The organism is Paraburkholderia sp. WS6 (assembly GCF_030464835.1).
Classification (GTDB): domain Bacteria; phylum Pseudomonadota; class Gammaproteobacteria; order Burkholderiales; family Burkholderiaceae; genus Paraburkholderia; species Paraburkholderia madseniana.
This window is the reverse complement of sequence record NZ_JALQCK010000001.1, coordinates 25286-51095: the sequence shown is the minus strand read 5'-3', so window position 1 is coordinate 51095 and position 25810 is coordinate 25286. Positions and strand designations below refer to the sequence as shown.

Below are 25810 nucleotides of genomic sequence, written 5' to 3'. Positions count from 1 at the left end.
TCTCCTGTTGTTGGGTGTGCTCTGAAGGCAGCACCGTTTTTAAGCGTCTGGTTATTCTAGGCCGCGAAGATCGCGCCGGTGTGAAACAAAAGCATGGGCGGTAAGAAACATCAAGCACGCTGCGCAATTTCGCAATTGCCGATGCACCTTGCAAGCGGCAGCATGGCGTCACCTTGTCGACCGGCGCGGCGATGCCGCACGGGTTGCAGTGCAGCATAAAACAGGAGACGCTGATGTCCTACTTCGAACACATTCCCGAGATCCGCTACGAGGGCCCGCAATCGGATAATCCGCTTGCGTATCGCCATTACGACAAGAGTAAGCGGGTGCTCGGCAAGACACTCGAAGAACATCTCCGCATCGCTGTGTGCTACTGGCATACGTTTGTCTGGCCGGGCGTCGATATCTTCGGGCAAGGGACGTTTCGGCGTCCCTGGCAGCAAGCCGGCGACGCAATGGAACGGGCGCAGCAAAAGGCGGATTCCGCGTTCGAGTTCTTCTCGAAGCTCGGCACGCCGTATTACACGTTTCACGATACCGACGTTGCACCGGAAGGCGACAGCCTGAAGGCCTATAGCGAGAACTTCACGCGCATCGCCGACTATCTGGCGCGCAAGCAGCAGGATACCGGCGTCAAACTGCTGTGGGGCACGGCCAATCTGTTCTCGCATCCGCGTTATGCAGCAGGTGCGGCGACCAGTCCTGATCCTGAGATTTTCGCGTTCGCTGCGACGCAGGTTCGTCACGCGCTCGACGCGACCCAACGGCTCGGCGGTGAAAATTACGTGTTGTGGGGCGGCCGTGAAGGCTACGACACACTGCTCAATACCGACCTCGTGCGCGAACGTGATCAGCTTGCCCGCTTCCTGCACATGGTGGTCGAGCACAAGCACAAGATCGGCTTCAAAGGCGCATTGCTGATCGAGCCGAAGCCGCAGGAGCCGACCAAGCATCAATTCGACTACGACGTGGCGACGGTACACGGTTTCCTGCTGCAATACGGGCTCGAAAAAGAAATTCGCGTGAACATCGAAGCCAATCACGCCACGCTTGCTGGCCACTCGTTCCATCACGAGATCGCCACGGCCTACGCGCTGGGCATTTTCGGCAGCGTCGACGCGAATCGCGGCGATCAACAAAACGGCTGGGACACGGACCAGTTTCCGAACAGCGTCGAAGAATTGACTCTCGCTTTCTACGAAATCCTCAAGCACGGCGGCTTCACCACCGGCGGTATGAACTTCGACGCTAAAGTGCGGCGGCAGAGCGTCGATGCGGAAGATCTGTTCTTCGGTCATATCGGTGCAATCGATAACCTGGCGCTCGCCGTCGAGCGTGCGGCGACACTGATCGAAAACGACCGGCTCGAAGCGTTCAAACGTCAACGCTACGCGGGCTGGGAGTCGGAGTTCGGCCGCAAGATTCTGAAGGGCGACTATTCGCTCTCGACGCTGGCTGCGGATGCATTGACGCGCGGCCTGAATCCGCAGCATGTGAGTGGCAGACAGGAGCAACTGGAAAACGTTGTAAATCAGGCGATTTACAGCCGACGCTAAAAGGTAGTCACGAAGTAACGCCTGAAAAAGGGCACGCAGTAAGACATAAAAATCGCGCGGCCACGTTGACCGCGCGAATAAAAGAAGCTTTGGGTTGTCGCTTGTCCGGTTCTGCGGCTCGCAGCGCAGACCGTCCAATCCGGTATTCCGGCTATCAGAACAAGGAGTGAGACATGAAATTCGCAACGCGTTGTACCGTACTGAGTTCGCTCGTATGTGGAGCGATGCTCGCCAGCCTGTCGCTTGTCGCGCCGCTCGCGCACGCAAGCAAGGACCACCCGGAAATTGGTTTCTGTATCGACGATCTGCGTGTCGAGCGTTGGTCGCGCGATCGTGACTATTTCGTTGCCGCAGCAGAAAAACTCGGCGCCAAAGTATCGGTGCAATCCGCCGACGCGAGCGAAGAGCGACAGATTTCGCAGATTGAAAACCTGATCTCGCGCGGCGTCGACGTGATCGTGATCGTGCCGTTTAATTCGAAGACGCTCGGCAATGTGGTCGCCGAAGCCAAGAAAGCAGGCATCAAGGTCGTCTCGTACGACCGCCTGATTCTCGACGCCGACGTGGATGCCTATATCTCGTTCGACAACGAGAAGGTTGGCGAGCTGCAAGCACAAGGTGTCTTCAACGCGCAACCGAAGGGTAACTACTTCATGCTCGGCGGCGCGCCGACCGACAACAACGCCAAGATGCTGCGTGAAGGCCAGCTCAAGGTGTTGAAGCCCGCAATCGACAAGGGCGACATCAAGATCGTCGGTCAGCAATGGGTACCGGAATGGAGCGCATCGACGGCGCTGCGTATCGTTGAAGATGCGCTCACGGCGAACAACAACAAGATCGACGCAATCGTCGCTTCGAACGACGGCACCGCAGGCGGCGCGATCCAGGCGCTTGCCGCACAGCACATGGCAGGCAAGGTGCCGGTGTCGGGACAAGACGCTGATCTGGCTGCTGTGAAACGCGTGATCGCCGGCACGCAGACGATGACCGTGTACAAACCGCTGAAGCTGATTGCAGGCGAAGCGGCGAAACTCTCCGTCGCGCTTGCGAAGGGCGAAAAGCCAGCCTTCAATGCACAGTACGACAACGGCAAGAAGAAGGTCGACACGGTGCTTCTGCAACCCACGTTGCTCACCAAGAGCAATGTTGATGTGGTCGTCAAGGACGGCTTCTACACCCAGGCCCAGCTCGCGAGCCAATGAGCGTAACGTGTGCGTAGTTCAAGCCGATGTGCCTGGTATGCGTCAGGCACATCGGCGCGACCGCGCGCCCTGCAGCGAGGCATAGCGAATGAGTGAACCATTACTGACGATGCGCGGCATCGTTAAAGCGTTTTCCGGCGTGAAGGCGCTCGACGGCATCGACCTGACGGTGGCGCCTGGCGAGTGCGTCGGCTTGTGCGGCGAAAACGGCGCGGGCAAATCGACGCTGATGAAAGTGCTGTCCGGCGTCTATCCCCACGGCACGTGGGACGGCGAAATCATCTGGGAAGGCGAGCCGCTGAAGGCCGCGAGCATAAGAGACACGGAACGCGCGGGCATCATCATCATCCATCAGGAGTTGATGCTGGTGCCGGAGCTCTCGGTCGCAGAGAACATCTTTCTCGGCAACGAAATCACGCTGCCCGGTGGCCGAATGAATTACGCCGCGATGTATCAGCGTGCCGACGAACTGCTGCGCGAACTCGGCATAAGCGGAATCAACTCCGCGCAACCAGTGATGAATTACGGTGGCGGCCACCAGCAGTTGATCGAGATCGCGAAGGCGCTGAACAAGCGCGCGAAACTGTTGATCCTCGATGAACCGTCGTCGTCGCTGACCGCTACGGAGATACACATCCTGCTGGATATCGTGCGCGATCTGAAGCGGCGCGGTGTTGCCTGCGTTTACATCTCGCACAAGCTCGACGAAGTAGCGGCGGTGTGCGACACAATCAGCGTGATTCGCGACGGCCGCCACGTCGCGACCGAACCCATGCGCGCGCTGACCACTGACCGCATCATCTCCCTGATGGTGGGGCGCGAAATCAAGAACCTGTTTCCGCGTGAACCGCATCCCATTGGCGACGTGATCTTTGAAGCGCGCCACGTGACCTGTTTTGACGTCAACAATCCACGCCGAAAGCGCGTGAACGATGTGTCGTTTGCGCTGCGGCGTGGCGAAATTCTCGGTGTTGCCGGTTTGGTCGGCGCGGGGCGTACAGAACTGATGCAGGCGATCTTCGGCGCGTATCCCGGTGTGAGCGAGGCGACGGTGGTGATGGACGGCAAGCCGTTGAAAATTCGCGCCCCTGTCGATGCGATTCGCGCCGGTATCGGCATGGTACCGGAAGATCGAAAGCGCCACGGCATCGTGCCGGGTCTGAGCGTCGGCCACAACATCACGCTTGCGGTGTTGCAACGTTTCGCAAAGGGCGGCCGTATTGATTCCGCCGCCGAACTCGACACGATTCACACGGAGATGAAGCGGCTTTCGGTGCGCGCGGCGCATCCGATGCTCTCGATTGCGAGTCTATCGGGCGGCAATCAGCAGAAGGCCGTGCTGACGCGCATGCTGCTGACCGACCCGAAAGTACTGATTCTCGACGAACCGACGCGAGGTGTCGATGTCGGCGCGAAGTTCGAGATCTACAAACTGATTTTTCAACTGGCACAGCGCGGCATGTCGATCGTGATGGTGTCGTCCGAATTGCCCGAAGTGCTTGGCATCAGCGATCGCGTGCTGGTTATCGGCGAAGGCGAATTGCGCGGCGATTTCGTCAACGACGGCCTCACGCAAGAGGACATTCTCAGCGCCGCAATCCGTCCTGTGCAGCGATCCCTCAACCCGACCGCACCAACCGAAGCGAGTGCCGCATGACTCCCGACGTCACTTCCCAACCCGCCGACGGCGCTGCGTCGCGAGGCGCATTCGGTGGCCCGCAGCGCATTCAGCAACTGTTCGCGCGTTACAAGATTCTCGCGTTGCTGATCGCCGTGGCCGCGATCTGGATTTTCTTCTCCTTTCTGACGCACGGCGCGTTCGTGACGCCGCGCAATCTGTCGAATCTGCTGCGGCAGATGTCGATTACCGGCATGCTCGCGTGCGGCATGGTGTTCGTGATCATCGCGGGCGAGATCGATCTGTCGGTCGGGTCGTTGCTGGGTCTGCTCGGCGGTGTCGCGGCGATTCTCGATGTGAACCGGCATTGGCCAATTGGCGTCACCGTGCCTGTGGTAATGCTGCTTGGCGTGCTCGTCGGCATGTTCAACGGATGGTGGTCGACGTACCGGCGTGTGCCTTCGTTCATTGTCGGCCTGGGCGGCATGCTCGCGTATCGCGGCATTCTGCTTGGTGTCACCGGCGGCTCGACGATTGCGCCGGTCTCCGATGGTTTTGTGTTTGTCGGTCAGGGGTATTTGCCGCGTTTTGCGGGCGATACGCTTGCTGTCGTGCTGTTTGTCGTGCTGGCCTTTCTGACCGTGCGACAACGAAGCAACCGTGAGCGTTATAAGTTGCGGGTGGTGCCGATCTGGCAGGACGTCGCGAAAGTGGTCGGGGCGGGCGTGATTCTGGCCGCGTTTGTTGCCACGCTCGATCGTTATGGCGGCATTCCCGTGCCGGTTTTGTTGCTGCTCGCATTGCTGGGCATTTTCACGTGGATCGCGACGCAGACCGTTTTCGGGCGGCGTATTTACGCGGTGGGGTCCAACCTGGAAGCAACGCGCCTCTCCGGCGTGAATACCAACCGCGTCAAGTTGGCCATCTTCGCACTGATGGGACTGATGTGTGCGTTCGCGGGGATCGTCAATACGGCGCGACTCGCGGCCGGCTCACCGTCGGCGGGATCGATGGGTGAACTCGACGCGATCGCCGCGTGCTTTATCGGCGGGACGTCGATGCGCGGCGGGTCCGGAACGGTCTACGGTGCGTTGATCGGTGCGCTGGTGATGGCGAGTTTGGACAACGGCATGTCGATGCTGGATGTCGACGCGTACTGGCAGATGATCGTGAAGGGCAGCATTCTTGTGCTGGCCGTGTGGATCGATGTCGTGTCGGGATCGAACCGGCGTTGAAACAGCAGGCGGCGCGTCATGTAAATGCTGACGCACCGCCTGCTGAGCGATTAGCCGCGCTCTTCAATCAGCAAGGCGCGGTTTTCAGTTCACGCCAAGCAACGACTTCGGCTCCATGAACGCTTCCAACCCGAACGTCCCGTATTCCCGCCCGATGCCCGATTGCTTGAAGCCGCCGAACGGTGCGGCCGGTTCGTGTGCCAACGTGTTGATCAGTACACGCCCTGCGTCGATACGCGTGGCGACCGCGCGAGCCCGCGCCGCATCGGCCGAGACTACGTAGGCTTGCAGCCCGTAGCTCGTGTCATTGGCGATTGCAATCGCTTCCTCGGTATCGCGATACGCAATGATCGACAGCACCGGCCCAAAAATCTCCTCGCGGGCAATCGTCATGTCGTTGCTGACACCGCTAAATACGGTCGGACGCACGAACCAGCCGTGCTCCACGCCCTCCGGTCGGCCCTCGCCACCGGCAACCAATCTCGCACCTTCGTCGATGCCGATGCCGATGTAGCGCTGCACGCGCTCCCACTGCTTGCGGCTGACCATCGGGCCGATCTGCGTAGCCGGATCGCGCGGATCACCGGCTTGCGTGCGAGCGACTTCAAAGCGCACCCGCTCTTCGAATTCCGTAAGGCGGCTCTGCGGCACAAGAATCCGCGTACCGGCGATACACGCCTGACCGCTGTTCATAAACCCTGCCTGGAGCGCCAACGGCACCGCTTCCGCGAAATCGGCGTCGTCGAGTATGACCACCGGCGATTTGCCGCCCAACTCTAACGTGACGCGTTTCAATGTCTCCGCGCCGGTACGCAGGATCGTCTTGCCGACAGCCGTCGATCCGGTGAAGGAAATCTTCGCCACGTCCGGATGCGCGCTGATTTCCGCACCCACCGTGTCGCCCCGGCCCGTGACGATATTGAACACGCCCGCAGGCAAGTCGGCCTCGTGCAGTGCCTCCGTGATGATGCGTGTCTGGATCGCGCTCATTTCACTCGGCTTGATGACGGCCGTGCAGCCCGCTGCAATCGCCGCAGCCAGTTTCCCGCAGATAAAGCCGCCATTGCTATTCCACGGCGTAATCAGTCCGGCGACGCCGAGCGGCTGCATGACGACGTCGGCCGTGCCAGCGCGGCGCGTGAAATCATAGGTCTGCAAGACCTTGATGACTTCCGCCAGCACGTCCGCCGGGTATTTCGCCATCCAGCGCGCGCGTGACACCGGCGCACCGTATTCCTCGACGATTGCTTCGTACAGCTCGTCTTCTCTCGCTTGAACCGCGGCGTGCATGCGTTCGAGCAGCGCGATTCGCTCCTCCTTGCTGGTGCGGGAAAACGCCGGGAAGGCGCGTTTGGCGGCCGCGATCGCGCGGCGGGCGTCTTCCGCGTCGGCCAGACGCACCTTGCCGATCACCGTTTCCTTCGCCGGGTTGTGAAGATCGAACCACTCTTCGCCGTGCGGCGTGACGAACGCGCCGTCGATATAAACCTTGTCGATTTGCTGCATGAAAGCTCCTACCCAGAAAGTTGTTGCCTCAAAGATAGGCTCAATCGATTAAGCCGACTAGCCATATAATCAAGGATGATTCGTTGAGCAGGATGGGATAATGAAGACGCCGGGTTTGAGCGAACTGGAAGGCGTGCTTGCGGTGGCGCGCCATCGCAGCTTCCGCGCAGCGGCCACGGAACTTGGCGTGTCGACATCGGCGCTGAGCCATGCGATCGCGGCGTTGGAAGCGCGCATCGGCGTGCGGCTCTTTAATCGGACGACACGCAGCGTGTCGTTGTCCGAAGCGGGCGCGCAATTCGTCGACAGTGTGGCGCCGGCGTTGTCGACCATCCGCGTCGCCATCGAGCAGGCCGGCAGCTATCGCGACACGCCCGCTGGCACGCTGCGCATCAACACATCGACGGGCGCGGCGCGCCAGGTGATGCCCTTGTTGCTGGAATACCTGCGGCGTTATCCGGAGATGAAGCTGGATCTCGTCACCGAGGGGCGCATGATCGACATCGTGGTGGAGGGTTTTGATGCCGGCATTCGGTTGGCTGAGATTGTGCCGCAGGACATGATTGCTGTGCCGTTCAACCGGCCGCAGCGATTTGCAGTTGTTGGGAGTCCCGCCTATTTCGCCGAAAATCCGAAGCCGCGCAAGCCGGACGATCTGCGTGCACACCGTTGTATCCGGATGCGCATGCCGAGCGGACGTATTTATCACTGGGAGTTCGAGCGACGCGGCGAGGCTTTCAGCGTGGATGTGCAGGGCATGCTGACGCTCGATGAGCCGTTGCTCATCATGGAGGCGGCCCGCGAGGGATTCGGACTGGCGTATATGACCGAATGGAATGTGGCGGCGGATCTGGAAGCGGGCACGCTGCAGCGTGTGCTGGAAGATTGGACGCCGGCGTTCGACGGGCTATGTCTTTATTATCCTGGGCGGCGTCATGTGCCGGCGGGGTTGCGGGCGTTGATTGAGATGATTCGGGAGGGCGGGTGAAAGCAAAAATCCGCCACCTCTCGCATTTTTTCCGCCGTTCAAGCCAGTTGCGCTGCAGCGTGCCACCACGCGACGAATAACATTTAATGAACTGACACACGGCTTGCATTCGCCCTTTCCTCGAAGGGCATCCGCCAGCACTGTGCAGGTCGGCTGAAACCCCTTAGCTTTCAGTCCCCCACCCACTTTCCCGTCTTACTACTGTTCCGACGAAACAAACTCCCGCGCCAGCCCGCGCTTTCACAGCGTCCCCGCCACCGTGCAAGCTGATCGAGCCATACGATGTTAAAGCGCAGAACCTTCCTGCTAGGCGGCGCCGGCGCGCTCGGCGTGCTGCTGGTCGGCTGGTCGGTGCTGCCGCCGGGTCAACGCCTGACCCCCTCCACACCGCTGCCGGCGGAAGGCAACCAGGTCGCACTCAACGGCTGGGTCAAAATCGCCGCGGACAACACCGTGACGATCGTGGTGTGCAAAGCGGAAATGGGGCAGGGTATCCACACCGGCCTTGCGATGCTGCTGGCCGAAGAACTCGACGCCGACTGGTCGCAGGTTCGAGTGGAAAACTCGCCGATCGACAAGATCTACAACAGCGTGCAGAACATCGTCGACGATCTGCCGTTTCGCCCGGACGACGACAGCGCGGTCAAGCGCGCGACGGTCTGGATGACCCGCAAGCTGGTGCGCGACGCCGGCACGATGATGACGGGCGGTTCATCGAGCATGAACGATCTATGGACGCCGATGCGTGAAGCCGGCGCCTCGGCGCGCGCGATGCTGATCGGCGCGGCGGCCGCGCAATGGAAGGTGGCACCCGGCGAATGCCGTACGGAAGGCGGCTACGTACTGCACGCAGCAGGCCACAAGGCGAGCTTCGGCGAACTGTCCACGATGGCCGCGCAGCAGCCGCTGCCACGCAAGGTCGCGCTGAAAGATCCCGCTGAGTTCAAACTGATCGGCAAACCGATGCGGCGTATCGAAGCCGCGTCGAAAATCAACGGCACGGCGCGCTTCGGCATTGACGCGCTGCCCGATGGTCTCATCTACGCAAGCGTGGTCATGTGTCCCACATTAGGCGGCACGGTGGCGCATTTCGACGCTTCGCCTGCCAAGAGCATGCCGGGTTTCATCAAGGCGTTTTCGCTGAAGCCCTACGCTGGTGGCAGCGGCGGCGTCGCGGTAATCGCCGACAACCCTTTCCGCGCGATGAACGCGGTGAGTGCGATCGACGTGGTGTGGAATGACGGCCCCGCAGCCACGCTGTCGAGCGCAGACGTGGACACCCAGCTCGCGCAAGCGCTGGACGACAGCAACGGCCACGCCTACTACCATCGCGGTGACGTCGAAGCCGCATTGAGCGGCGCGGCGCGAACGATCAGCGCCGAGTACCACGCACCGTATCTCGCACATGGCGCGGTCGAGCCGGTGAATTGCACGGTGCAGGTTGCGGACGGCGCGGCCACCGTTTGGGTCTCCACGCAAATGCCGGCGCTCGCGCGGCAGCACGTCGCGAAAGTGCTGGACATCGATGCCGACAAGGTCGACGTGCAAACGCAATTGCTCGGCGGTGCTTTCGGGCGCCGTCTCGAACTCGATTTCATCGCGCAAGCCGCGGCGATTGCGCGCGAAGGCGGTGGTCGTCCGGTGCAAACGATCTGGTCGCGTGCGGAGGATTTCACCCACGATTTCTATCGTCCGGCGTGCGTGTCGCGACTCAAGGCCGGTCTCGACAAAGACGGCAAGCTCGTCGCGTGGCAAGCCACTTCAGCGAGTCAGGCGATCGTGCCGGAATCGCTTGCGCGTTACTACGGCGTGCCGCGCATCCCCATCGACAAGACCACTTGCGAAGGCGCATTCGATCAGCCCTACGAATGGCCCACTGTGCGCGTGGCGCACAAGATCGTCGAACTACCGATCCCGATTGGATTCTGGCGCTCGGTCGGCCATTCGCATCAGGCGTTTTTCACCGAAGGTTTTACCGACGAACTCGCCGTAGCCGCCGGTCAGGACCCGATTGCGTTTCGCGCGGCGCTGCTCGCGCAGCATCCGCGCCATCTGGCGGTGTTAAAGCGCGTTGCAGTCTTATCGGACTGGGGACATCCCATGACGCGTGCCGCCGATGGCACAAAGCGGGCACGTGGCGTCGCGCTGCACGAAGCGTTCGGCAGTGTCGTCGCGCAGGTGGCGGAAGTATCGGTCGGTGCGAACAAGCAGATTCGCGTGCATCGGGTGGTCTGCGTGATCGACTGTGGACTGCCGGTGAACCCAAACCTGATTCGTCAGCAGATGGAGGGTGGCATCGTATTCGGCCTCTCGACTGCGTTGCAGGACGAAATCACCATCGTCGGCGGGCAGGTGACGCAGAAGAACTTCGTCGATTTCCCGGTTGTGCGGATGAACGACTGTCCGGTGATCGAAGTCGACATCATGCCAAGCCAGATGCACCCGCAGGGCGTCGGCGAACCGGGCGTGCCGCCGGTTGCGCCGGCGGTGGCCAACGCGGTATTCGCGCTGACCGGCCAGCGCTTGCGCGGGTTGCCGTTGAGGGTTGCGTGAAACGCTTCAGATTGACGGAGAAAAAATGGGATCACTAAACATCAACGGCCGCGTGGTTGCTGTGCAAGCTGAACCGGATATGCCGCTCCTGTGGGTGCTGCGCTGCGACCTCGGCATGACCGGCACCAAGTTCGGCTGCGGCGTGGGCATTTGCGGCGCGTGCACGATCCATCTAGACGGCAAGGCAGGCCTTGCCTGCCAGACGCCGATGTCGAGCTTGCACTCGCAGAAGATCACGACGATCGAAGGCGTGCAGGGCGCCGAAGCGCAGGCGTTAAAAGCGGCGTGGATCGATCTCGACGTGGTGCAGTGCGGTTATTGCCAGAGCGCGCAACTGATGGCGGCCTGCGCGCTGCTCAAACAGAAACCCAATCCCACCGATGCGGACATCGACGCGGCGATGTCCAACATCGTGTGCCGTTGCGGCACGTATCCGAGGGTAAGGGCGGCGATTCACCAGGCGGCTGCGAAACGGCGGCCCGTTTAAGGCCGGCATCACCGCAGACAGAGACGCCTGGGTGAGCCGATCACGAGCCCGGCGGGCTCAGTTCGCCAGCATCTCCACGACCGCCACCACTACCGTGAAAACGCCGATACAACCACCCAGTGTGGCTGCGCCTTGCATGAATTGCGACATACGTGACCCCGTACCGTGTGATGTTGAGGCTCGTATTTAACCTGAATTGAAAGGCCAAAGAAAGCTTGTCAATAATAGCGATTTACCCGGATGAGACGAGGCGGGAGGGTTAGGGCGCTTTGGTGGCCGCCGTCGGCATGGCCGCCTTAGCCGGCGCCGCAGCAGCGGGAGTCGCGGTGTTAGACACTGCTGTCCCAGGCGCCGTCTGCGCATCAGTCTCCCACCCACCGCCCAGCGCGAGGAACAGGTTGACCTGATCGATCGCCACCTGACCTTCCGCTGCCGCAACCTGAGACTTCGTCGAAGTCAGCGTGCGCGTCGCATCCAGATCCGAAATGAACGACTCGCGTCCGGCGCGATACAAGCGATGCGTTTCATCCGCCGACGCGGTGGCCGACTTCAGCGCGGCACGCAAGGCGTCGGCGCGGGCATAGTCGGACGCATAGGTCGCGAGGCTGGTTTCAGTTTCGCGCAACGCGGTCAGCACCACGCCGTCGAACTTTGCCAACGCAACATTGCTTGACGCTTGCGCTTCACGCACACGGCCCCGCGCGCCATTCGTGGGGAAGGTCCAACTGATCAGTGGACCGAAGGCCCAGCGTGCCGTCGGCGAGGTGCCGAGGTCCTCCAGAATCCCCGTCAAACCCGCCGACGCACCGATGCTCACCGTCGGATACAACGCGCCCGTCGCGACGCCGATGCGCGCCGTCGACGCTGCCAGTTGGCGCTCGGCCTCGCGCACGTCCGGGCGGCGCTTGAGCAGCGCGGCGCCATCGCCGACCGGAATCGGCTGACGGATCTGCGGCAGCGTGCTGCAGGCGAGCACGGCTGGCGGCAAATCGGACGGTGCGCGTGCGAGTAGTGCCGCGAGCCGGTATTGCGCAATCTGGCGGCGCGCCGTATAGCGCGGAATATCCGCCGCCAGCGTATCGACCTGGGTTTGTCCGCGCGTCACATCGGTCTGATTGCCGCGGCCGGCGTCGCGCAATCGGCGCGACACGTCCACACGTTCCTTCTGCAAGGCCAGCGATTGCTGCGCGATCCTGAGCTCCTCGGCGGCCGAGCATTGGTCGACATACGAGCGCACCACATCCGCGACCACCGTGATCCGCGCGAGATCGCCGGCCGCCTGCACGGATTCCGTATCCGCCGCAGCCGCTTCGACACCACGGCGCAGCTTGCCGAACAGATCGATTTCGTACGAGATGCTGATGCCGATATCGCCTTCGTTAGTGACCGGCAGTTTGTTGAAGAGCAGATACTGTTCGGCCGATTCCTGCGCCCGCTCGACGACCGCCGACGTCTTTCCTGAGAAGCCGCCTTGAGCCTGCGCGACACCCAGCGCTTCACGCGAACGCGCGAGGTTCGCCGCCGCGACGCGCAAGTCGGTGTTCGACTGCAGCGCTTCGTCGACGAGGTTGTTCAGCACCGGATCGTCGTAGAGCTTCCACCAGACCGCAGGCACGTTCTGCCGCGTGGTCAGTTTGGCGTCGGCGCCTTCGATCGGCGCATTGGCGAGCGGCGCGTTGACCAGCGCCTGCTTCGGCAGCGCGTAATCGGGGCCGACATTCACGCAGCCGTTGAGCGCGACGCTCAACGGCAATAGCGGCAGCAGCGGCAATAAGGGAAGGGCGCGCGACAGCTTCATTGCGACGCGCCCGACATGACGGCAGCAGACGCCGGTTGCGCAGTAGAAGTAGCGGAGGCAGCCGGAACAGCAGCCGAAGCCGAAGCCGAAGCCGCCGATGCATCCACCGTACCCGAAGCGCCCGCAGCCGGACGCGGCTTGCCGGTCGCCGACAGATCACGCACCGACACCGTCGCGGTGCGTCCGGCGATCATGCGGAAGTCGGCAGGCACCTCGTCGAGCGCAACGCGCACCGGAATCCGTTGCGCGAGCCGCACCCAGCTGAATGCCGGGTTCACGTTCGGCAGCAGATTCGATCCTTGCGTGCGGTCGCGGTCTTCAATCCCCGCGACGATGCTTTGCACGTGGCCGCGCAGCACGTTCGGCTCGCCCATCACCTGGATATCGACCCGCTGGCCGATGTCGATGCCGCGTAGCTTGGTCTCTTCAAAGTAACCGTCGACGCGGAATGAATGCATATCCACCACCGCGAGCACCGCACGGCCCGCCGAAACGAATTCGCCGGTACGCGGCGCGCGGTCGTTCAGATAACCGTCGACCGGACTCACGATGGTAGTGCGTTGCAAATTCAGTTTGGCGGTATCGATTGCGACGTTCGCATCGGCGAGCGCGGCATCCGCTGTTTCGACACGCGAACGGCTTTCTTCGGCGACTTCCGTCGCGACCAGGTTGCCGAGCTGGCGATTGCGCGCGTCTTCGCGGCGCGCCTGATCGAGGGTAGCGCGGCGTTGCTGCGCGGTGGCCTGCGCCTGGCGCAGTGCGAGCGCATAGCGGGCCTGATCGATCACGAACAGCACCTGGCCTTGTTTGACCTGCTGGTTGTCCACCACCTCGACCGATGAGATCAGCCCCGAGATATCCGGCGCGACCTGGATCACGTCGGCGCGCACGTGGCCGTCGCGCGTCCACGGCGCGAACATGTAATAGGCAACCAGTTTCCACAGCACGAAGGCTGCAACCACGACGACGATCAGGGTCAGCAGAATTTGACCGACGGAGAACCAGGTTTTTTTCACGTTATTAGTCTGTGCGAAACGACGACGACAAGGCCCAGCACCAGCACATAGATGCCGAGATCGAAGATGGAGCGATGCCAGACGAAGCGGTAAAAGCCGACGCGTTCGAACACCGTGCGAATGGCCAGGTTGATCAGATAGGCGATCAACATCAGCACCAGCACGGCCGGCACGAACACGCCGAAGATATCGATTTCACCGATCATCGCGGGAACGGGCCAGGGAGAGGATTGGGTTGCGGGACGGGCGCATCAGGCAGCGGCCTCCGGTTCGGGCGGCGTGGGTGTGATTAGCGTGGCCGGAAACAGCGAAAGACGCAAGCCGACCAGCGCGTGCAGCGCCTCGCGCAATCTGCGCGCCGAGGTTTGCGCGGTCGGGCCCGGCGCACCGGCATTGGCGAGGCCTTGTGCGGTGACGCGCGCCAAGGCTGCATCGATCGACGACATCAGGCTCTCGGGCACCGGTTGGCGCGCGCGCTGGTCGATGCACCATTCGAAGTATTCGCGCACGTCTTCGAGGACATGATCGATCGCAGCCGGCGCTTCGCCGCCGAGCTTGCCGGTCAGTCGGCGCAGATCGAGCGCGTTGAAGGCGATGCGCAAATCGCGGAAGCTTTCGATCGACGGATGGCGGTGGTCGTCCGTGGCGGCGAGACGCGGGATCAACTGCATCAGGCGGTCGAGCATGCGCGCGGCGAGATTGCGCGGGTCTTCGATAGTCCGGGTGGACGCAGTCAGCACTACGTCGGCCCAGCTCGAGCGCAACAGCCGCGATGCCGCGAGTTCGGCGCCGAACGGCCGCGTCGCGCGGGTCCACAGATACGCATACAGCAAGCCGGCAAGGCCCGCGAGATTGCTGTTCAGGAAGATCAGGAAGTCGGCCGAGTAGGCATCCTGAATGCTGATGAAGGTGGCCGTATTGACGGCCACGAGCACCGTCACCATGCTGAACTGCGGACGCGGGATCAGCGTGCCGACAAGGATGAACGGCCCGGCGAACAGGACGACCAGCATCGGGAAATCGTGCACGTGAGGCAGCACGGCGAACAGATAGATACCGGCGGCCACCACGGCGATCGCCGTGGCGACGAAGAACTTGAACACCATGGGCGCGGGTTCGTCGAGCGCGGCGAAGAAGCAGCACGCGATGGCGGCCAGCGTCACCGCGCTGGCGCCGTCCGCCCAGCCTGAGCCGATCCACAGACTGCACGCGATGATCACGGCGGCGCCCGCTGAAACCGTCGAAAACAGCATGATGCCGCGGTCGAAAAACTGCTCGGTGCCACCGAGCCGCCAATGGCGAAAACGTGGCCGCCACGAGCCTTCTTCGCGCGTGATGATGATGCGCAGCGAGCGGCAGTCCTGCCAGATATCGATCACCTGTTTCATGCGCCACAGCGCGTTCGAAAGCAGCGCGCCGTCCCAGGTCGCCAGCGCGGCCGGCAGCGGCTGCATCGCGGCGATGCGCTCGCGCAATGCGTTGGCTTCCGGGTCGGGGTGATAGCCTTCGCTGGCTTCAGGAAGCGGCGCATGGAACCATTTGATGACGTCGTTGAGCAACGTTTCGAGACCCTCGGGCCATGTCTGGCGGCCGCTGTTGTAGAGGGCGATCAGCGGATCGGCCAGCGCCGACATGATCGGCAGCAGCAACTGCATGCGCCCGCGCAACTCGTGAGCACGCGCCAGGATGTCCGGCCGGGTGTGGTCGTAGGCAAGCTGGCTCAGCAGCAGTTCCAGCCCGTTGATCGTGCTCGCGATGCGCTGGCGGGCCCCAGAAATCGCCGAGCCCGCAATGCGCCCGGACAGCGTCTCGGTCGCATAGAACGCGGCGTCGCGAAACCACGCGTCGGTCCGCTCGATGATGGTGGGCGCGAGCCGGCTGGGAAACAGCGAACTGCCGACAATGCTCGCGCACACGATGCCGAGCAGGATCTCCTCGGTGCGGCTGATTGCCAGATCGAACACGCCGCCTGGATTGGTCACCGAAGGCAGCGCAATGATCGGCATGGTGTAGGCCGCCAGCATGAAGACGTAGCTGCGCGCGGTGCGATCGGCCACCGCCAGATACAGCAGCGTGCCGGTCCACAACGCGACGATCACGCTGAACAGATACGGCGATTCGACGAACGGCGGCACCAGCAGCACCGCGGCCGACGCGCCCAGCATGGTGCCGAGCGCACGATAAAGCGCCTTGGAGCGGGTCGCGCCTACAAACGGATTCGACACAATGTAGACGGTGGCCATCGCCCAATACGGGCGCGGCAATTCGAGCGAGAGACCGATGTAAAGCGCGATCATCGCCGCGGCAAACGTCTTGACGGAGAAGAGCCAGTCGCGGACGGAGGGATAGACCATAACCCGTTACCCGGCATCCCGGGGATTGGGCGGCGCCGCTGCGTCGGCCGTGAGCACGCCATGGCTCGTGCGTCGCCATTTTCTGGCAGCGACGACCAGGGTGCTGCTGACGGTGCGGCGCAAGGTATCGAGATTCGACATGGCCGCTATTGTATTTCCTAAATATTCGTTAGCAAGCTATTGAATCGGAATTTTTTGTGAAGCGCGGCTTTCGTGCCGCTGTCGCAAAAGCCCGGCTCATTTAGCCGTAAACGCGCTCCTTCACCAGTTCGATAAAGCGGGTCGCCGCGCTATTGCGCAGTCCCGCAGGGTAAGCAAGATGCAGCGGAGCACTCAACTTCGCGGGATTCGTCAATGTGCAATAGACGGCGCCAACCTGGTCGTAACGTTGCATCGACGCCGGCACCAGCGTCACCCCCAACCCTGCTGCGACCAGATTGATCCCCGACACCATGCGCGGCACCTCGCGCGCAATCCGCGGGACGAACCCGGCTTGTCTGCATGCTGCCAGGATATCCGCATACATGCCGGGTGCGCCCGGCCGGCGCACCAGAATGAAGTCCTCGTGCGCCAATGCCTTCAACGACACCTGCGGCCGTTTCTTGCCCGCTCCTTTCAGCAACGGATGCCCGACTGGCAATACCACCACCATCGGCTCGTCGAGCAATAACTCGAACGCCACGCCCTCGCGCACATCGACCGGCTTGCGGAGAAACGCGGCCTGAATCTGCCCCGCGGCCAAACGCTCGATAATCTCCGCCGCATTGAGTTCGGCAAGCTCCACGGCGACCTCGGGACACACCGCGCGAAAAGCCCGGATCGTCTCCGTCGTAAAAGGATGGAACGCAGCCGAACTGGTGAGGCCGATCGAGATCGTGCCGAGCTCGCCGCGCGCAATCCGGTGCGCTCTCTCCACCGACTGTTGCAGGTCCTGCAGCAAGCGTTGCGCGTCTTCCGCAAAGGCCTGCCCTGCGGGCGTCAAGCTTACGCCGCGAGGCATGCGCACAAATAGTTCGAAGCCGATCTCTTCCTCCAGCGTTCGAATCTGCTGCGAGAGGGGCGGCTGTTGCATGGCCAGCCGCTCGGCTGCACGCGTGAATTGACCTTCCTCGGCAACCGCCAGGAAGTAGCGCAAGTGGCGAAGCTCCATCGTGTTGTGTCTCCTCGGTCGTGCCTTGCTTTCTGTGCATTACCATATCGTATAGATATGGATGGTGCATAAAACAGGTATTTTACATTTACCACGCCCAATCCTACGATCTCGTCTATCGCATCGATCGAGGCCCGCGTTGCTCACGGCAAGCAGGCTCGAGCGCTCCGCGACATAAAACTAAATCGACTGGAGACGATAGTGATAGTCATGCCAAACTGGCCTTCCGCGTGACGCTCGGCATCCGCCACCGGTTCTGAGTTTTCGAACTTTTCAACGACGGATCTGACGATGCACCGCGTTCAAGACAGTGCACGGTGATCAGGAGCAAGCTGCATGACATTGAATTTTTCACGACGTCTGGCGATGGGGTGTGCGGCAGTGGGTACCGCCATGCTGACATTGCTCACGCAACCGGCATTCGCGGTGCATGCCTACGAGTCGCATCTGAAGCCGGTGGCGACGATCTCGGACACACGGTTCGTGATCGACACGCCGCAAGGGCAAGCTGAATTTCCGCTGTACCTGTCGAAGGACTGGAACGTCGCGCAACCGCGGGTGACGCGCGCGGTGATCGTGATTCACGGCAAACTGCGCAACGCGGACGTGTACTTCCGTACGGCGCAGAACGCACGCGACGCCGCCCACGCGGATCTCGACAGCACGCTTCTGATCGCGCCGCAATTCCTTGCCACGCTCGACGTGCGCGTGCATGACGAACCGGCCGATCTGCTGCGCTGGACCGGCGACGCGTGGATGGGTGGCGAAGCGGCGCGGGCGCCGCTGCCCGTCAGTTCGTACGCGGTGCTGGACGAAATCGTCACGCGTCTCGCGGATCGCAAGCTGTTTCCGAATCTGCGGCACGTCGTGTTCGCGGGGCATTCAGGTGGCGGGCAGGTCGTGCAGCGTTACGCGGTGGCGGCGCATAACATCGACGTGCTGACGAATGAGGGCATCGACGTGCGCTACGTCGTGGCGAGCCCGTCGACGTATGCGTACTTCGATGCACAACGGCCGAATGCGCAAGGTGTATCGGCGCCGTTCGATGCCGCGCAATGCGCCGATTTCAATCAATGGAAATACGGCATGGACAATCGGCCGTCATACCTCGACGACCGCTCGCCCGCACAACTCGAAGCGACTTATGCGTCGCGCCGCATTGACTACCTGGTCGGCGGCGCGGACGACGATCCGCAGCAAAGCGCGCTCGATAGAAGCTGTGCCGCCGAAGCGCAAGGTCCGCAGCGCGTTGCGCGTGCGGAGGCGTATTACCGGTACATCCAGTCGCGTCATCCGGAAGGGCTGAAGCAGAGTTTTCATGTCGTGCCAGGTGTGGGTCACAACGGCGCGCGCATGCTGACGTCGGTCTGCGCATTGTCGGCAATGTTCGACACCCAAGGATGCGAGCAATGAGCGGGGCGAGCGTGAATCAGCGTGACGGTGCGGCGTCCACCGCGGAGGCATCGAACGGACTGAGCCCGCCGATGGTGCGGCGCGCGATCTTTGCCTCGGTGCTCGGCAACGGACTCGAGTGGTTCGATTTTCTGATCTACGGCTACTTCGCGAAGATCATCGCGCTGGTGTTCTTTCCCGGCGGCAGTGGCTTCGTGTCGATCATGCTGACGCTCGCCACGTTCGCCGTCGGCTTTATCGTGCGACCGATCGGCGGCATTCTGTTCGGTATCTACGCGGACCGGGCGGGGCGGCGCAAAGCGCTTTCGCTGCTGATCATTTCGATGGCGGCGAGCACGCTGTTGATGGGCCTCACGCCGGGTTATGCCAGCATCGGCATCGCGGCGCCGTTGCTCGTGGTGCTCGCGCGGCTGTTGCAAGGGCTCTCGGTGGGCGGGCAGTTCGCGACGGCCTCGGCGATGCTGGTCGAGTATGCGCCGTCGCACAAGAAGATGTTCTACGGCAGCTTCAATATGTCCGCGCAGGCGTTCGCGTTGCTGCTTTCGTCAGGCGTCGGTTATCTGCTGACCACGCAGCTCACGCATGAGCAACTGGTGGCATGGGGTTGGCGCCTGCCGTTTCTGTTCGGCGCGTTGGCGGGGCCGTTTGGTTTCTACATCCGGCATCGCGTGGCGGAATCGCCGGAGTTCGAGCGCTTGCTCGATCAAAAGGATAAGCCGCCACGTGTGACGGTGCGCCAGTTCTTCCGCGATAACGGCGACGCGGCGATCTGCGCGATGGGCGTGATCATCATCGGCGCGGCGACCAATTATGTGTGGCACTCGTATCTGTCGGTGTATGTCGAGCGGCAATTGCATCTGCCGCTGTCCACCGCGCTGCTCGGCGCGTTCGTGTCGGGCGTGCTGAATCTGTTTCTGTTTCCACTGTCCGGCAAGCTTGCCGATCGTTACGGCGCGTACCGGCTGTTCTATCCGATCGTGATCACGTGGATGGTGTGCGTGTATCCGCTTTATCACTTCGTCGTGACGAATCCCACGCCGGGGCATCTGTTCATCGCGCAGATGGTCGCGACGGTGTTCCTCGCCGCCATGTCCGGTTCGCACCCCGGCATGCTCGCGACGCTGTTTCCGGTGCGCAGCCGGTCGGCGGGCGTGGCGCTGTCGTACAACATTGCGGTGACGCTGTTCGGCGGCATGGCGCCGCTCACCATCACCGCCTTGACGCATCTGACTGGCAGCAGTCTGACGCCGGCGTTCTACCTGATTTTTGCCGGTTGCGTGTCGCTCGCGATGGTGTATTTCACGCGCTCGGGACGTGAAGCGGGCGGCGCAACAGCGAAGTTCGTCACGCGTTAACCGCCACTAGCCAGACTGATTAGATGACCCACGAGCTTATTGCATGACCCAGCCTTTGATAACAGATGACGAACGCGCACCGAATGAACGTCCGGTCGCCGTCGTCGCCAGCCGGCATCTGAGTGTCGCGACGCCTGCGGGCAGCGGCACCGTGCCGGTGTTCGCGAACGGCGACTGGCTTGCGCCGACGCGTGACGTCAAGCGCGCCGTGATTCTGATTCACGGACGCCTGCGCAACGCGGACACGTACTTCCATCTGGCGGAGCGCGCGTGCGCACTTGCTGGTGGCGATGCAGCCGATACGCTGCTGATCGTGCCGCAATTCCTCGCGAGTGCCGACGTTAGCGCGCATGTGTTGCCGTCATCCACGCTGCATTGGGAATGGGCTGGCTGGATGGGCGGCGACAACGCCGAAGGTCCGGCGCCGCTCAGTTCGTTCGATGTGCTCGATGCCATCCTGCAGACGCTGGCGTCGCGCGAGCAGTTTGCGTCGCTAACCGAGGTGGTGATCGCCGGGCATTCGGGTGGTGGTCAGGTGGTGCAGCGCTATGCCGTGGTGACGCGGGGTGAAGCGCCGCTCGTCGCGCGCGGAATCGCGCTGCGCTATGTGGTCGCGAATCCTTCGTCGTATGTGTACTTCGACGCGATGCGGCCGACCGCATCCGGTGAATTCGCGGCGTTCGATGCGGCGGCGTGTCCGTCGTTCAATCGCTGGAAGTATGGGCTCGAAGAGTTGCCGGCCTATGCTTCTAGTGGCGGGGAGGCGGGCTCTGCTGATGCGCTTGAATCGCGCTATGCGCGTCGTGATGTCACCGTGCTGCTCGGCGGCGCGGATTGCGATCCGCAGCATCCGGCTCTCGACCGTTCATGCGCCGCGCAGACTCAAGGCGAGCATCGGCTGGGGCGCGGACTGGCTTACGCGCGTTATATGGCGTCGCGGCATCCGGAAGGGGCGGCGAAGCATCGTACGTTTGTGATCGACGGCGTTGGGCACGATGCGAAGGGGATTTTTGCATCGGTGCAGGGGCTGGCGGCGTTGTTCGGCAAGGCATGAACCGTGCTACCGCGATAAGGCCACCTTTCAAAGGATTGTGCCGACATGAACAAGACCCGACTCCTCGCGGCCGCCGTTATTGCGACGCCGGCCACCATGTCCAGCCGCGTCGTGAGCGTCGCAACTCGACCATCGAGAGCGGCGCGATCTCGATACGCGGAAACACGGCCGGCGACGCACCAAGCGCATGAACAATGGCGGCCCGGATCACTGGCGGGTGCGTGACGGCGACCACGTTTTGCGTGGTGCTCGGGATGACGCTCGTTTTTTCGCGTAACGTACGATTCCTTGCCTCGTTCGCTCCATCATTTGATGCACGGTCTGTTGCGCGGGTCACGTCCTCGCTCAACGCATCGTTTAGCGCATCGAGCCACTGTCCCACCCGTTTCACAAGTTGACTGAACGACTCGCCGCCGTGCGCGGCTGCGTCGGGATCATGTGTCCATGCGGCGAGGTCGTGCGGTGCTTCGGCCGCGAGATCGGCAAGGCGACGGCCATGCCACAGGCCGTAGTCCATGTCTGCCAGTCCCTCGTCGACCGATGCGCCTTGGCCCGATGCCGCGGCACCGATCCCCAAGGCCGACGCCGTGTCGCGCGCACAAACGGCAGGGCTGACGAAAACCGCCGCGTCGTCCGGAATCGACAGGCGCGCTCGTGCGGCGGTTGCTTCGGCGAGGCCACGTGCATCGACCGGGTCGTCGGCGGGGAAGCGGCCCGCGCGCATCGCCGCGGTCGATGCGTGGCTGATCAGTAACAGCCGTGTGTCCATTCAGTTGATTTCCATAAAGACCGGACTAAAGCGGGACGCCGCGTGCATGCTTTACGTTGCCGGGAGGCAAAGTTTAGCGCGTAGAATAGCGTCACTGCGAAGCACGGAAGCCGGTGAGAGCCCGGCGCGGTCGCGCCACTGTAATCGGCATTCACGAGCCGAAAGCCAGACCTGAGCTTTGCACCATCCCTCTTCAATCTACTATCGGGGCGCGTTACCCCCAGGAGATGTCCATTATGTCCAACGCTGTTTTCGATTCCACGACACAGCCTGTCGCCCAACCCACGCCGATTCCGCTGCGTGAATTGCTGCCTTGGGTCGTGTTCGGCGGCTTGCTGCTGTTGCTCGCGCTGTATTTCGTTGGTGCGGAACAGGGTGCCACGTCGCTGGTGCCTGGCATGTATGTGCACGAATTCGTGCACGACGGCCGCCATCTGCTCGGCTTTCCCTGCCACTAACGGAGTCGAAAATGGTCGGTAAATTGTTGGTACGCGGGATGCTTGCAGGCATCGCCGCGGGATTGCTCACGTTCGGCTTCGCGAGATTGGTGGGCGAACCGCAGGTCGATCAGGCGATTTCCTTCGAGGAAAAGGCCGACGCCGCCAAAGGCGAAGCGCCCGAACCCGAACTGGTGAGCCGCGGCACCCAGGCGGGCCTGGGATTGTTGACTGGCGTGGTGACGTACGGCGCAGCGTTCGGCGGGCTGTTCTCGCTGGTGTTCGCGTATGCGTACGGGCGCGTCGGCGCGCTGAGTGCGCGCGCGTTGTCCGCATGGCTCGCGCTTGGCGCGTTTATTGCGCTGGTGATCGTTCCGAACATCAAGTACCCGGCGAATCCCCCTTCGGTGGGCGACCCCGAGACGATCGGGATGCGGACCGGCTTGTTCTTCCTGATGATCGCGATCTCGCTGGCCGCAGTGGTGTTCTCGCTGAAGGTTCGGCGCCGCGCGGCGCTGAAGCTGGGCGCGTGGAATGGCTCGATTGTGGCGGGCCTGGTGTTCGTCGCGATCATTGCTGCCGTGCAACTGTCGATGCCGACGATCAACGAAGTACCGGCGGCTTTCCCGGCGGTGCTGTTGTGGAAATTCCGCGTCGCGGCCATCGGCATGCAGGTGGTTATGTGGACGACAGTTGGGCTGCTGTTCGGCGCCCTCGTCGAGCGAAGCAAATTGCTGGCTTCCGCGAGCCGCAGCGCCGCGAAGTCCGCTTACCTTTGATGTGAATGGCGTGACCGCGCGAGCCGCGGTCACGCAGGCGTGCAGCGCGAGAGAAACCAAATACATCAAGTACTTGGCGCGTTTGCGGGAATGTTATCCACAGGCTTATGGACATTTTCTGTGGACAAGTTCCATGGGTGCATAACGTTATGCGAATCGCTTGGTTGCCCGAAGCCGGGGCAAATCCGACACTCACTCCAATCTCAAGCAAACCGAGCCTGGAGCCATGTCGAACTCATCAAGCCTGCGCCCATCATGGGCCACTCGTATCACGGCACTTCTGCTGCTGGCCGCATCGGCAATAACGACGACGACAACGGCCATCGCAGCGCCACCTTCGGGCGATCCGATCCTGATAGGCGTCAGCGGCCCGCTGACCGGACAGAACGCTCAGTACGGCGCGCAATGGAAAGCCGGCTTCGATCTTGCATTGGATGAGATCAACAGCCACAACGGCATCAACGGCCGCCCGCTGAACTACGTCTTTGAGGACAGCCAGAGCGACCCGCGCCAGTCCATCACGATCGCGCAGAAATTCGTCAACGACCCGCGCATCCTGATCGAACTCGGCGACTTCTCGAGTCCCGCTTCGATGGCGGCGTCGCCGATTTATCAGCATGCCGGCCTTGTGCAACTCGGTTTCACCAACTCGCATCCTGACTTCACCAAAGGCGGCGACTACATCTGGAGCCCGTCAGTCAGCCAGGCCGACGCCCAGCCGCTGCTTGCCGACCTCGCCGTGAAAACGCTCGGCCTCAAGCGCATCGCCGTGCTCTATCTGAACACCGACTGGGGACGCACCAGCAAGGACGTCTTCGTCAAAGCCGCCAACGAACGCGGTGCGCAAGTCGTGGCGGCAGAGGGCTATCAGTCGGCCGAGAAAGATTTCCGCGCGACGCTGGTGCGCGTGAGCGCTGCGAATCCGGATGGCATCGTGTTGATCTCGTACTACTCCGACGGCGCGCAGATCGCCCGCCAGGCGCGCACAAGCGGTATCAACCTGCCGATCGCCGCAGCCAGTTCCGTGTATTCGCCGAAATTCCTCGAACTCGGCGGTGAGGCCGTCAACGGCGTGGCGACCAACACCAGCTTCTTCCCCGGTGAATCCGGGCCGGAAGTGCAAAGCTTCGTTAAACGCTTCGAGGCGAGATACCACCGCGAACCGGACGCGTTCAACGCTTACGCGTATGACGCCGTCATCATCGCCGCCTATGCGCTGCGCGCCGGCGGTCCCGACCGCAAAGCTGTGCGCGATGCGCTGCCGAAGCTGCACGACATTCCGAGCGTCGTGTTCGGCAAGGCCAATTTCGATCCGGCGACGCGTCGTGTGATCGGCGTGAAAAACATCAACGTGGTGGTGAAGAACGATAAGTGGGCATTGCTTGAGAGTAAGGCGACGGTTGCCCAGAAGTAGGTATTTCGCCGGCCGTCCAACTCTTCGATCATTCACAACATTCACGACTTTTGTGCCATGAGCCTTTTACTCGACCACATTGTGATTCGCGTCCACGACCTGACGCAGACCATTGAAGATTTCACGGCGCTCGGTTTCACCGTGCAGCAAGGCGGTACACATGCCGATGGCGTGACGCATAACGCGCTGATCGGTTTCGCCGATGGCAGTTACATCGAGCTGATCGCTTTCTTGCAGGCGGCGCCGCAGCGTCGCTGGTGGGATGTGGGGCAGCGTCATGGCGATGGATTTGTTGATTACGCGTTGTTGCCGTCGAGCGTGGCTGCTGTGATTGACGCCGCGCATGGGCGGGGCTTGCAATACGACGGGCCACAGGCAGGTGGGCGCGTCCGCCCGGACGGCGCGCGGCTCGAGTGGCAGACCGGCCGCCCGCAAACCAGCGACTTGCCATTCCTGTGCGGGGATATCACGCCGCGTGATCTGCGTGTGACTGAAGGCGCGGTGCGTGAACATGCGAACGGCGTGCGAGGGGTGGCGAGCTTGACGGTCGCTGTGGAGGATTTGAAGGCGAGTTTGCAGCGGTATCGGGCGTTGCTTGGTTTTGCGGACGCGCGGACGGTGGCTTTGCCGGGACTTGGGGCAGCGTCGGCGACGGTGTCGATTGGCGATGCGTCGGTTGTGTTGCTGAGCCCCGTGCATGTCGATGCCGCGAGTGTTACCCCCGAAGGCGCGGCGTTGCGCCGGCAACTCGCCACGCGTGGGGAAGGGGTGTTGGGTGTCGCTTTGCGCGCTGATGGTAAAGCGGAGTCGCGAGTGCTCGACCGTGATCGCACGCATGGCGCGTGGTTCGAGATCGTCGCGGGATGAGGGGAATCGCCTTTCGGCGCGCAGCGTGCAGCGCTTAGGAAGTTAAGTGGATCAAGTAGTTGGCGCTGTTGTGGGGTTGTTATCCACAGGCTTGCGAACATTTTCTGTGGACAAGTTCACAACAGCTACCGTCCCTTAACGCCGTGGACAAACAAAGTCCAAATCCCATCGCCGCTTACGCGCTCCTACTCCTAAGCGCCCAATTGAACACGGGACCGGTCCGTGGCTTGGCGGCGCGTCCAGCCGGGACGGGTGGTCA

General features: G+C 62.3%; 21 protein-coding genes, 1 pseudogene and 1 riboswitch. Of the genes and pseudogenes, 14 read left to right on the top strand and 8 right to left on the bottom strand.

Going from position 1 to position 25810, the window contains the following annotated elements; all coding sequences use genetic code 11:
* Nucleotides 1–233: 233 nt before the first annotated feature.
* The 4 genes from xylA (at nt 234) to M0D64_RS00175 (ending at nt 5611) form a co-directional block, all read left to right on the top strand.
* Nucleotides 234–1556 (top strand): xylose isomerase, encoded by a 1323-nt coding sequence (gene xylA, locus M0D64_RS00190; protein WP_266256234.1) that lies wholly within the window; start codon nt 234–236, stop codon nt 1554–1556.
* Nucleotides 1557–1729: 173 nt separating this feature from the next.
* Nucleotides 1730–2758, top strand: a complete 1029-nt coding sequence (gene xylF / locus M0D64_RS00185; protein WP_266256233.1) for a D-xylose ABC transporter substrate-binding protein — start codon at nt 1730–1732, stop codon at nt 2756–2758.
* Nucleotides 2759–2846: 88 nt separating this feature from the next.
* Nucleotides 2847–4415: a D-xylose ABC transporter ATP-binding protein gene (gene xylG, locus M0D64_RS00180; RefSeq protein ID WP_211699705.1), complete on the top strand. Its 1569-nt coding sequence runs from the start codon at nt 2847–2849 to the stop codon at nt 4413–4415.
* A complete protein-coding gene (locus M0D64_RS00175; RefSeq protein ID WP_266256232.1) occupies nt 4412–5611 on the top strand; it encodes a sugar ABC transporter permease in 1200 nt (399 codons plus the stop codon). The genes xylG and M0D64_RS00175 overlap by 4 nt, the downstream gene beginning before the upstream one ends.
* Before the next feature lie 84 nt (nt 5612–5695).
* On the opposite strand, the gene M0D64_RS00170 is transcribed toward M0D64_RS00175, so the two are convergent.
* On the bottom strand, nt 5696–7117 hold the full coding sequence (locus M0D64_RS00170) for an aldehyde dehydrogenase family protein (RefSeq protein ID WP_266256231.1): 1422 nt from the start codon (nt 7115–7117) through the stop codon (nt 5696–5698).
* A 100-nt stretch (nt 7118–7217) separates the two neighbouring features.
* Between M0D64_RS00170 and M0D64_RS00165 the strand changes: the two genes are divergently transcribed.
* The 3 genes from M0D64_RS00165 (at nt 7218) to M0D64_RS00155 (ending at nt 11145) form a co-directional block, all read left to right on the top strand.
* Nucleotides 7218–8105 (top strand): LysR family transcriptional regulator, encoded by an 888-nt coding sequence (locus M0D64_RS00165; protein ID WP_266238172.1) that lies wholly within the window; start codon nt 7218–7220, stop codon nt 8103–8105.
* A 282-nt stretch (nt 8106–8387) separates the two neighbouring features.
* Nucleotides 8388–10658, top strand: coding sequence for a xanthine dehydrogenase family protein molybdopterin-binding subunit (locus M0D64_RS00160; RefSeq protein ID WP_266256230.1), 2271 nt, complete (start codon nt 8388–8390; stop codon nt 10656–10658).
* Between the two features lie 25 nt (nt 10659–10683).
* Complete coding sequence (locus M0D64_RS00155; protein WP_266238176.1) at nt 10684–11145, top strand: (2Fe-2S)-binding protein; 462 nt, start codon at nt 10684–10686, stop codon at nt 11143–11145.
* A 259-nt stretch (nt 11146–11404) separates the two neighbouring features.
* Here the strand turns inward: M0D64_RS00155 and M0D64_RS00150 are convergent, their stop codons facing one another.
* The 6 genes and pseudogenes from M0D64_RS00150 to M0D64_RS00125 form a co-directional block, all read right to left on the bottom strand.
* Nucleotides 11405–12943, bottom strand: coding sequence for an efflux transporter outer membrane subunit (locus tag M0D64_RS00150; RefSeq protein ID WP_266256229.1), 1539 nt, complete (start codon nt 12941–12943; stop codon nt 11405–11407).
* Complete coding sequence (locus M0D64_RS00145; RefSeq protein WP_266256228.1) at nt 12940–13959, bottom strand: efflux RND transporter periplasmic adaptor subunit; 1020 nt, start codon at nt 13957–13959, stop codon at nt 12940–12942. The genes M0D64_RS00150 and M0D64_RS00145 overlap by 4 nt, the downstream gene beginning before the upstream one ends.
* Nucleotides 13956–14165, bottom strand: a complete 210-nt coding sequence (locus tag M0D64_RS00140; RefSeq protein WP_054040146.1) for a DUF1656 domain-containing protein — start codon at nt 14163–14165, stop codon at nt 13956–13958. The genes M0D64_RS00145 and M0D64_RS00140 overlap by 4 nt, the downstream gene beginning before the upstream one ends.
* A gap of 45 nt (nt 14166–14210) precedes the next feature.
* Nucleotides 14211–16313 carry an FUSC family protein gene (locus tag M0D64_RS00135; RefSeq protein ID WP_266256227.1) on the bottom strand — a complete coding sequence of 701 codons (2103 nt, stop codon included), beginning with the start codon at nt 16311–16313 and terminating at the stop codon, nt 14211–14213.
* A 45-nt stretch (nt 16314–16358) separates the two neighbouring features.
* Nucleotides 16359–16454: pseudogene (locus M0D64_RS00130) on the bottom strand (MarR family transcriptional regulator); the annotation flags it as partial.
* A 100-nt stretch (nt 16455–16554) separates the two neighbouring features.
* Entirely contained in the window at nt 16555–17463 is a 909-nt protein-coding gene (locus M0D64_RS00125) for a LysR family transcriptional regulator (RefSeq protein ID WP_266256226.1), read from the bottom strand.
* A gap of 336 nt (nt 17464–17799) precedes the next feature.
* Here M0D64_RS00125 and M0D64_RS00120 point away from each other — a divergent pair, with 336 nt between their 5' ends.
* Genes M0D64_RS00120 through M0D64_RS00110 form a run of 3 tightly spaced genes read left to right on the top strand, consistent with a single transcriptional unit; the run spans nt 17800 to nt 21285 of the window.
* Nucleotides 17800–18876 carry an alpha/beta hydrolase gene (locus tag M0D64_RS00120; RefSeq protein WP_266256225.1) on the top strand — a complete coding sequence of 359 codons (1077 nt, stop codon included), beginning with the start codon at nt 17800–17802 and terminating at the stop codon, nt 18874–18876.
* A complete protein-coding gene (locus M0D64_RS00115; RefSeq protein WP_266256224.1) occupies nt 18873–20231 on the top strand; it encodes an MFS transporter in 1359 nt (452 codons plus the stop codon). Before M0D64_RS00120 ends, M0D64_RS00115 begins: the two co-directional genes overlap by 4 nt.
* Before the next feature lie 43 nt (nt 20232–20274).
* A complete protein-coding gene (locus tag M0D64_RS00110; RefSeq protein WP_266256223.1) occupies nt 20275–21285 on the top strand; it encodes an alpha/beta hydrolase in 1011 nt (336 codons plus the stop codon).
* A 76-nt stretch (nt 21286–21361) separates the two neighbouring features.
* Here M0D64_RS00110 and M0D64_RS00105 read toward each other — a convergent pair whose 3' ends face one another.
* The gene (locus M0D64_RS00105) at nt 21362–22054 is read right to left on the bottom strand and encodes a histidine phosphatase family protein (protein WP_266256222.1); all 693 of its coding nucleotides are present in this window, start codon (nt 22052–22054) and stop codon (nt 21362–21364) included.
* Between the two features lie 54 nt (nt 22055–22108).
* Nucleotides 22109–22248: riboswitch (cobalamin riboswitch) on the top strand.
* A gap of 42 nt (nt 22249–22290) precedes the next feature.
* On the opposite strand from M0D64_RS00105, the gene M0D64_RS00100 reads away from it, so the two are divergent.
* The 4 genes from M0D64_RS00100 (at nt 22291) to M0D64_RS00085 (ending at nt 25551) form a co-directional block, all read left to right on the top strand.
* Nucleotides 22291–22512, top strand: a complete 222-nt coding sequence (locus M0D64_RS00100) for a CbtB-domain containing protein (RefSeq protein ID WP_054040208.1) — start codon at nt 22291–22293, stop codon at nt 22510–22512.
* Nucleotides 22513–22523: 11 nt separating this feature from the next.
* Nucleotides 22524–23270: a CbtA family protein gene (locus tag M0D64_RS00095; protein WP_266256221.1), complete on the top strand. Its 747-nt coding sequence runs from the start codon at nt 22524–22526 to the stop codon at nt 23268–23270.
* Between the two features lie 226 nt (nt 23271–23496).
* The gene (locus M0D64_RS00090; RefSeq protein WP_266256220.1) at nt 23497–24684 is read left to right on the top strand and encodes an ABC transporter substrate-binding protein; all 1188 of its coding nucleotides are present in this window, start codon (nt 23497–23499) and stop codon (nt 24682–24684) included.
* A gap of 57 nt (nt 24685–24741) precedes the next feature.
* On the top strand, nt 24742–25551 hold the full coding sequence (locus tag M0D64_RS00085; protein ID WP_266256219.1) for a VOC family protein: 810 nt from the start codon (nt 24742–24744) through the stop codon (nt 25549–25551).
* The last annotated feature ends 259 nt before the right edge of the window (nt 25552–25810 follow it).

Excerpts from the sequence above, each read along its gene's own strand:
- M0D64_RS00170 (WP_266256231.1), bottom strand. The coding sequence starts at position 7,117 with ATGCAGCAAATCGACAAGGTTTATATCGACGGCGCGTTCGTCACGCCG.
- M0D64_RS00095 (WP_266256221.1), top strand. The coding sequence starts at position 22,524 with ATGGTCGGTAAATTGTTGGTACGCGGGATGCTTGCAGGCATCGCCGCG.
- xylA (WP_266256234.1), top strand. The coding sequence starts at position 234 with ATGTCCTACTTCGAACACATTCCCGAGATCCGCTACGAGGGCCCGCAA.
- M0D64_RS00090 (WP_266256220.1), top strand. The coding sequence starts at position 23,497 with ATGTCGAACTCATCAAGCCTGCGCCCATCATGGGCCACTCGTATCACG.
- M0D64_RS00155 (WP_266238176.1), top strand. The coding sequence starts at position 10,684 with ATGGGATCACTAAACATCAACGGCCGCGTGGTTGCTGTGCAAGCTGAA.
- M0D64_RS00110 (WP_266256223.1), top strand. The coding sequence starts at position 20,275 with ATGACCCAGCCTTTGATAACAGATGACGAACGCGCACCGAATGAACGT.
- M0D64_RS00120 (WP_266256225.1), top strand. The coding sequence starts at position 17,800 with ATGACATTGAATTTTTCACGACGTCTGGCGATGGGGTGTGCGGCAGTG.
- M0D64_RS00150 (WP_266256229.1), bottom strand. The coding sequence starts at position 12,943 with ATGAAGCTGTCGCGCGCCCTTCCCTTATTGCCGCTGCTGCCGCTATTG.
- M0D64_RS00085 (WP_266256219.1), top strand. The coding sequence starts at position 24,742 with ATGAGCCTTTTACTCGACCACATTGTGATTCGCGTCCACGACCTGACG.
- M0D64_RS00105 (WP_266256222.1), bottom strand. The coding sequence starts at position 22,054 with ATGGACACACGGCTGTTACTGATCAGCCACGCATCGACCGCGGCGATG.
- M0D64_RS00160 (WP_266256230.1), top strand. The coding sequence starts at position 8,388 with ATGTTAAAGCGCAGAACCTTCCTGCTAGGCGGCGCCGGCGCGCTCGGC.
- xylG (WP_211699705.1), top strand. The coding sequence starts at position 2,847 with ATGAGTGAACCATTACTGACGATGCGCGGCATCGTTAAAGCGTTTTCC.
- M0D64_RS00175 (WP_266256232.1), top strand. The coding sequence starts at position 4,412 with ATGACTCCCGACGTCACTTCCCAACCCGCCGACGGCGCTGCGTCGCGA.
- xylF (WP_266256233.1), top strand. The coding sequence starts at position 1,730 with ATGAAATTCGCAACGCGTTGTACCGTACTGAGTTCGCTCGTATGTGGA.
- M0D64_RS00125 (WP_266256226.1), bottom strand. The coding sequence starts at position 17,463 with ATGGAGCTTCGCCACTTGCGCTACTTCCTGGCGGTTGCCGAGGAAGGT.
- M0D64_RS00115 (WP_266256224.1), top strand. The coding sequence starts at position 18,873 with ATGAGCGGGGCGAGCGTGAATCAGCGTGACGGTGCGGCGTCCACCGCG.
- M0D64_RS00100 (WP_054040208.1), top strand. The coding sequence starts at position 22,291 with ATGTCCAACGCTGTTTTCGATTCCACGACACAGCCTGTCGCCCAACCC.
- M0D64_RS00135 (WP_266256227.1), bottom strand. The coding sequence starts at position 16,313 with ATGGTCTATCCCTCCGTCCGCGACTGGCTCTTCTCCGTCAAGACGTTT.
- M0D64_RS00165 (WP_266238172.1), top strand. The coding sequence starts at position 7,218 with ATGAAGACGCCGGGTTTGAGCGAACTGGAAGGCGTGCTTGCGGTGGCG.
- M0D64_RS00140 (WP_054040146.1), bottom strand. The coding sequence starts at position 14,165 with ATGATCGGTGAAATCGATATCTTCGGCGTGTTCGTGCCGGCCGTGCTG.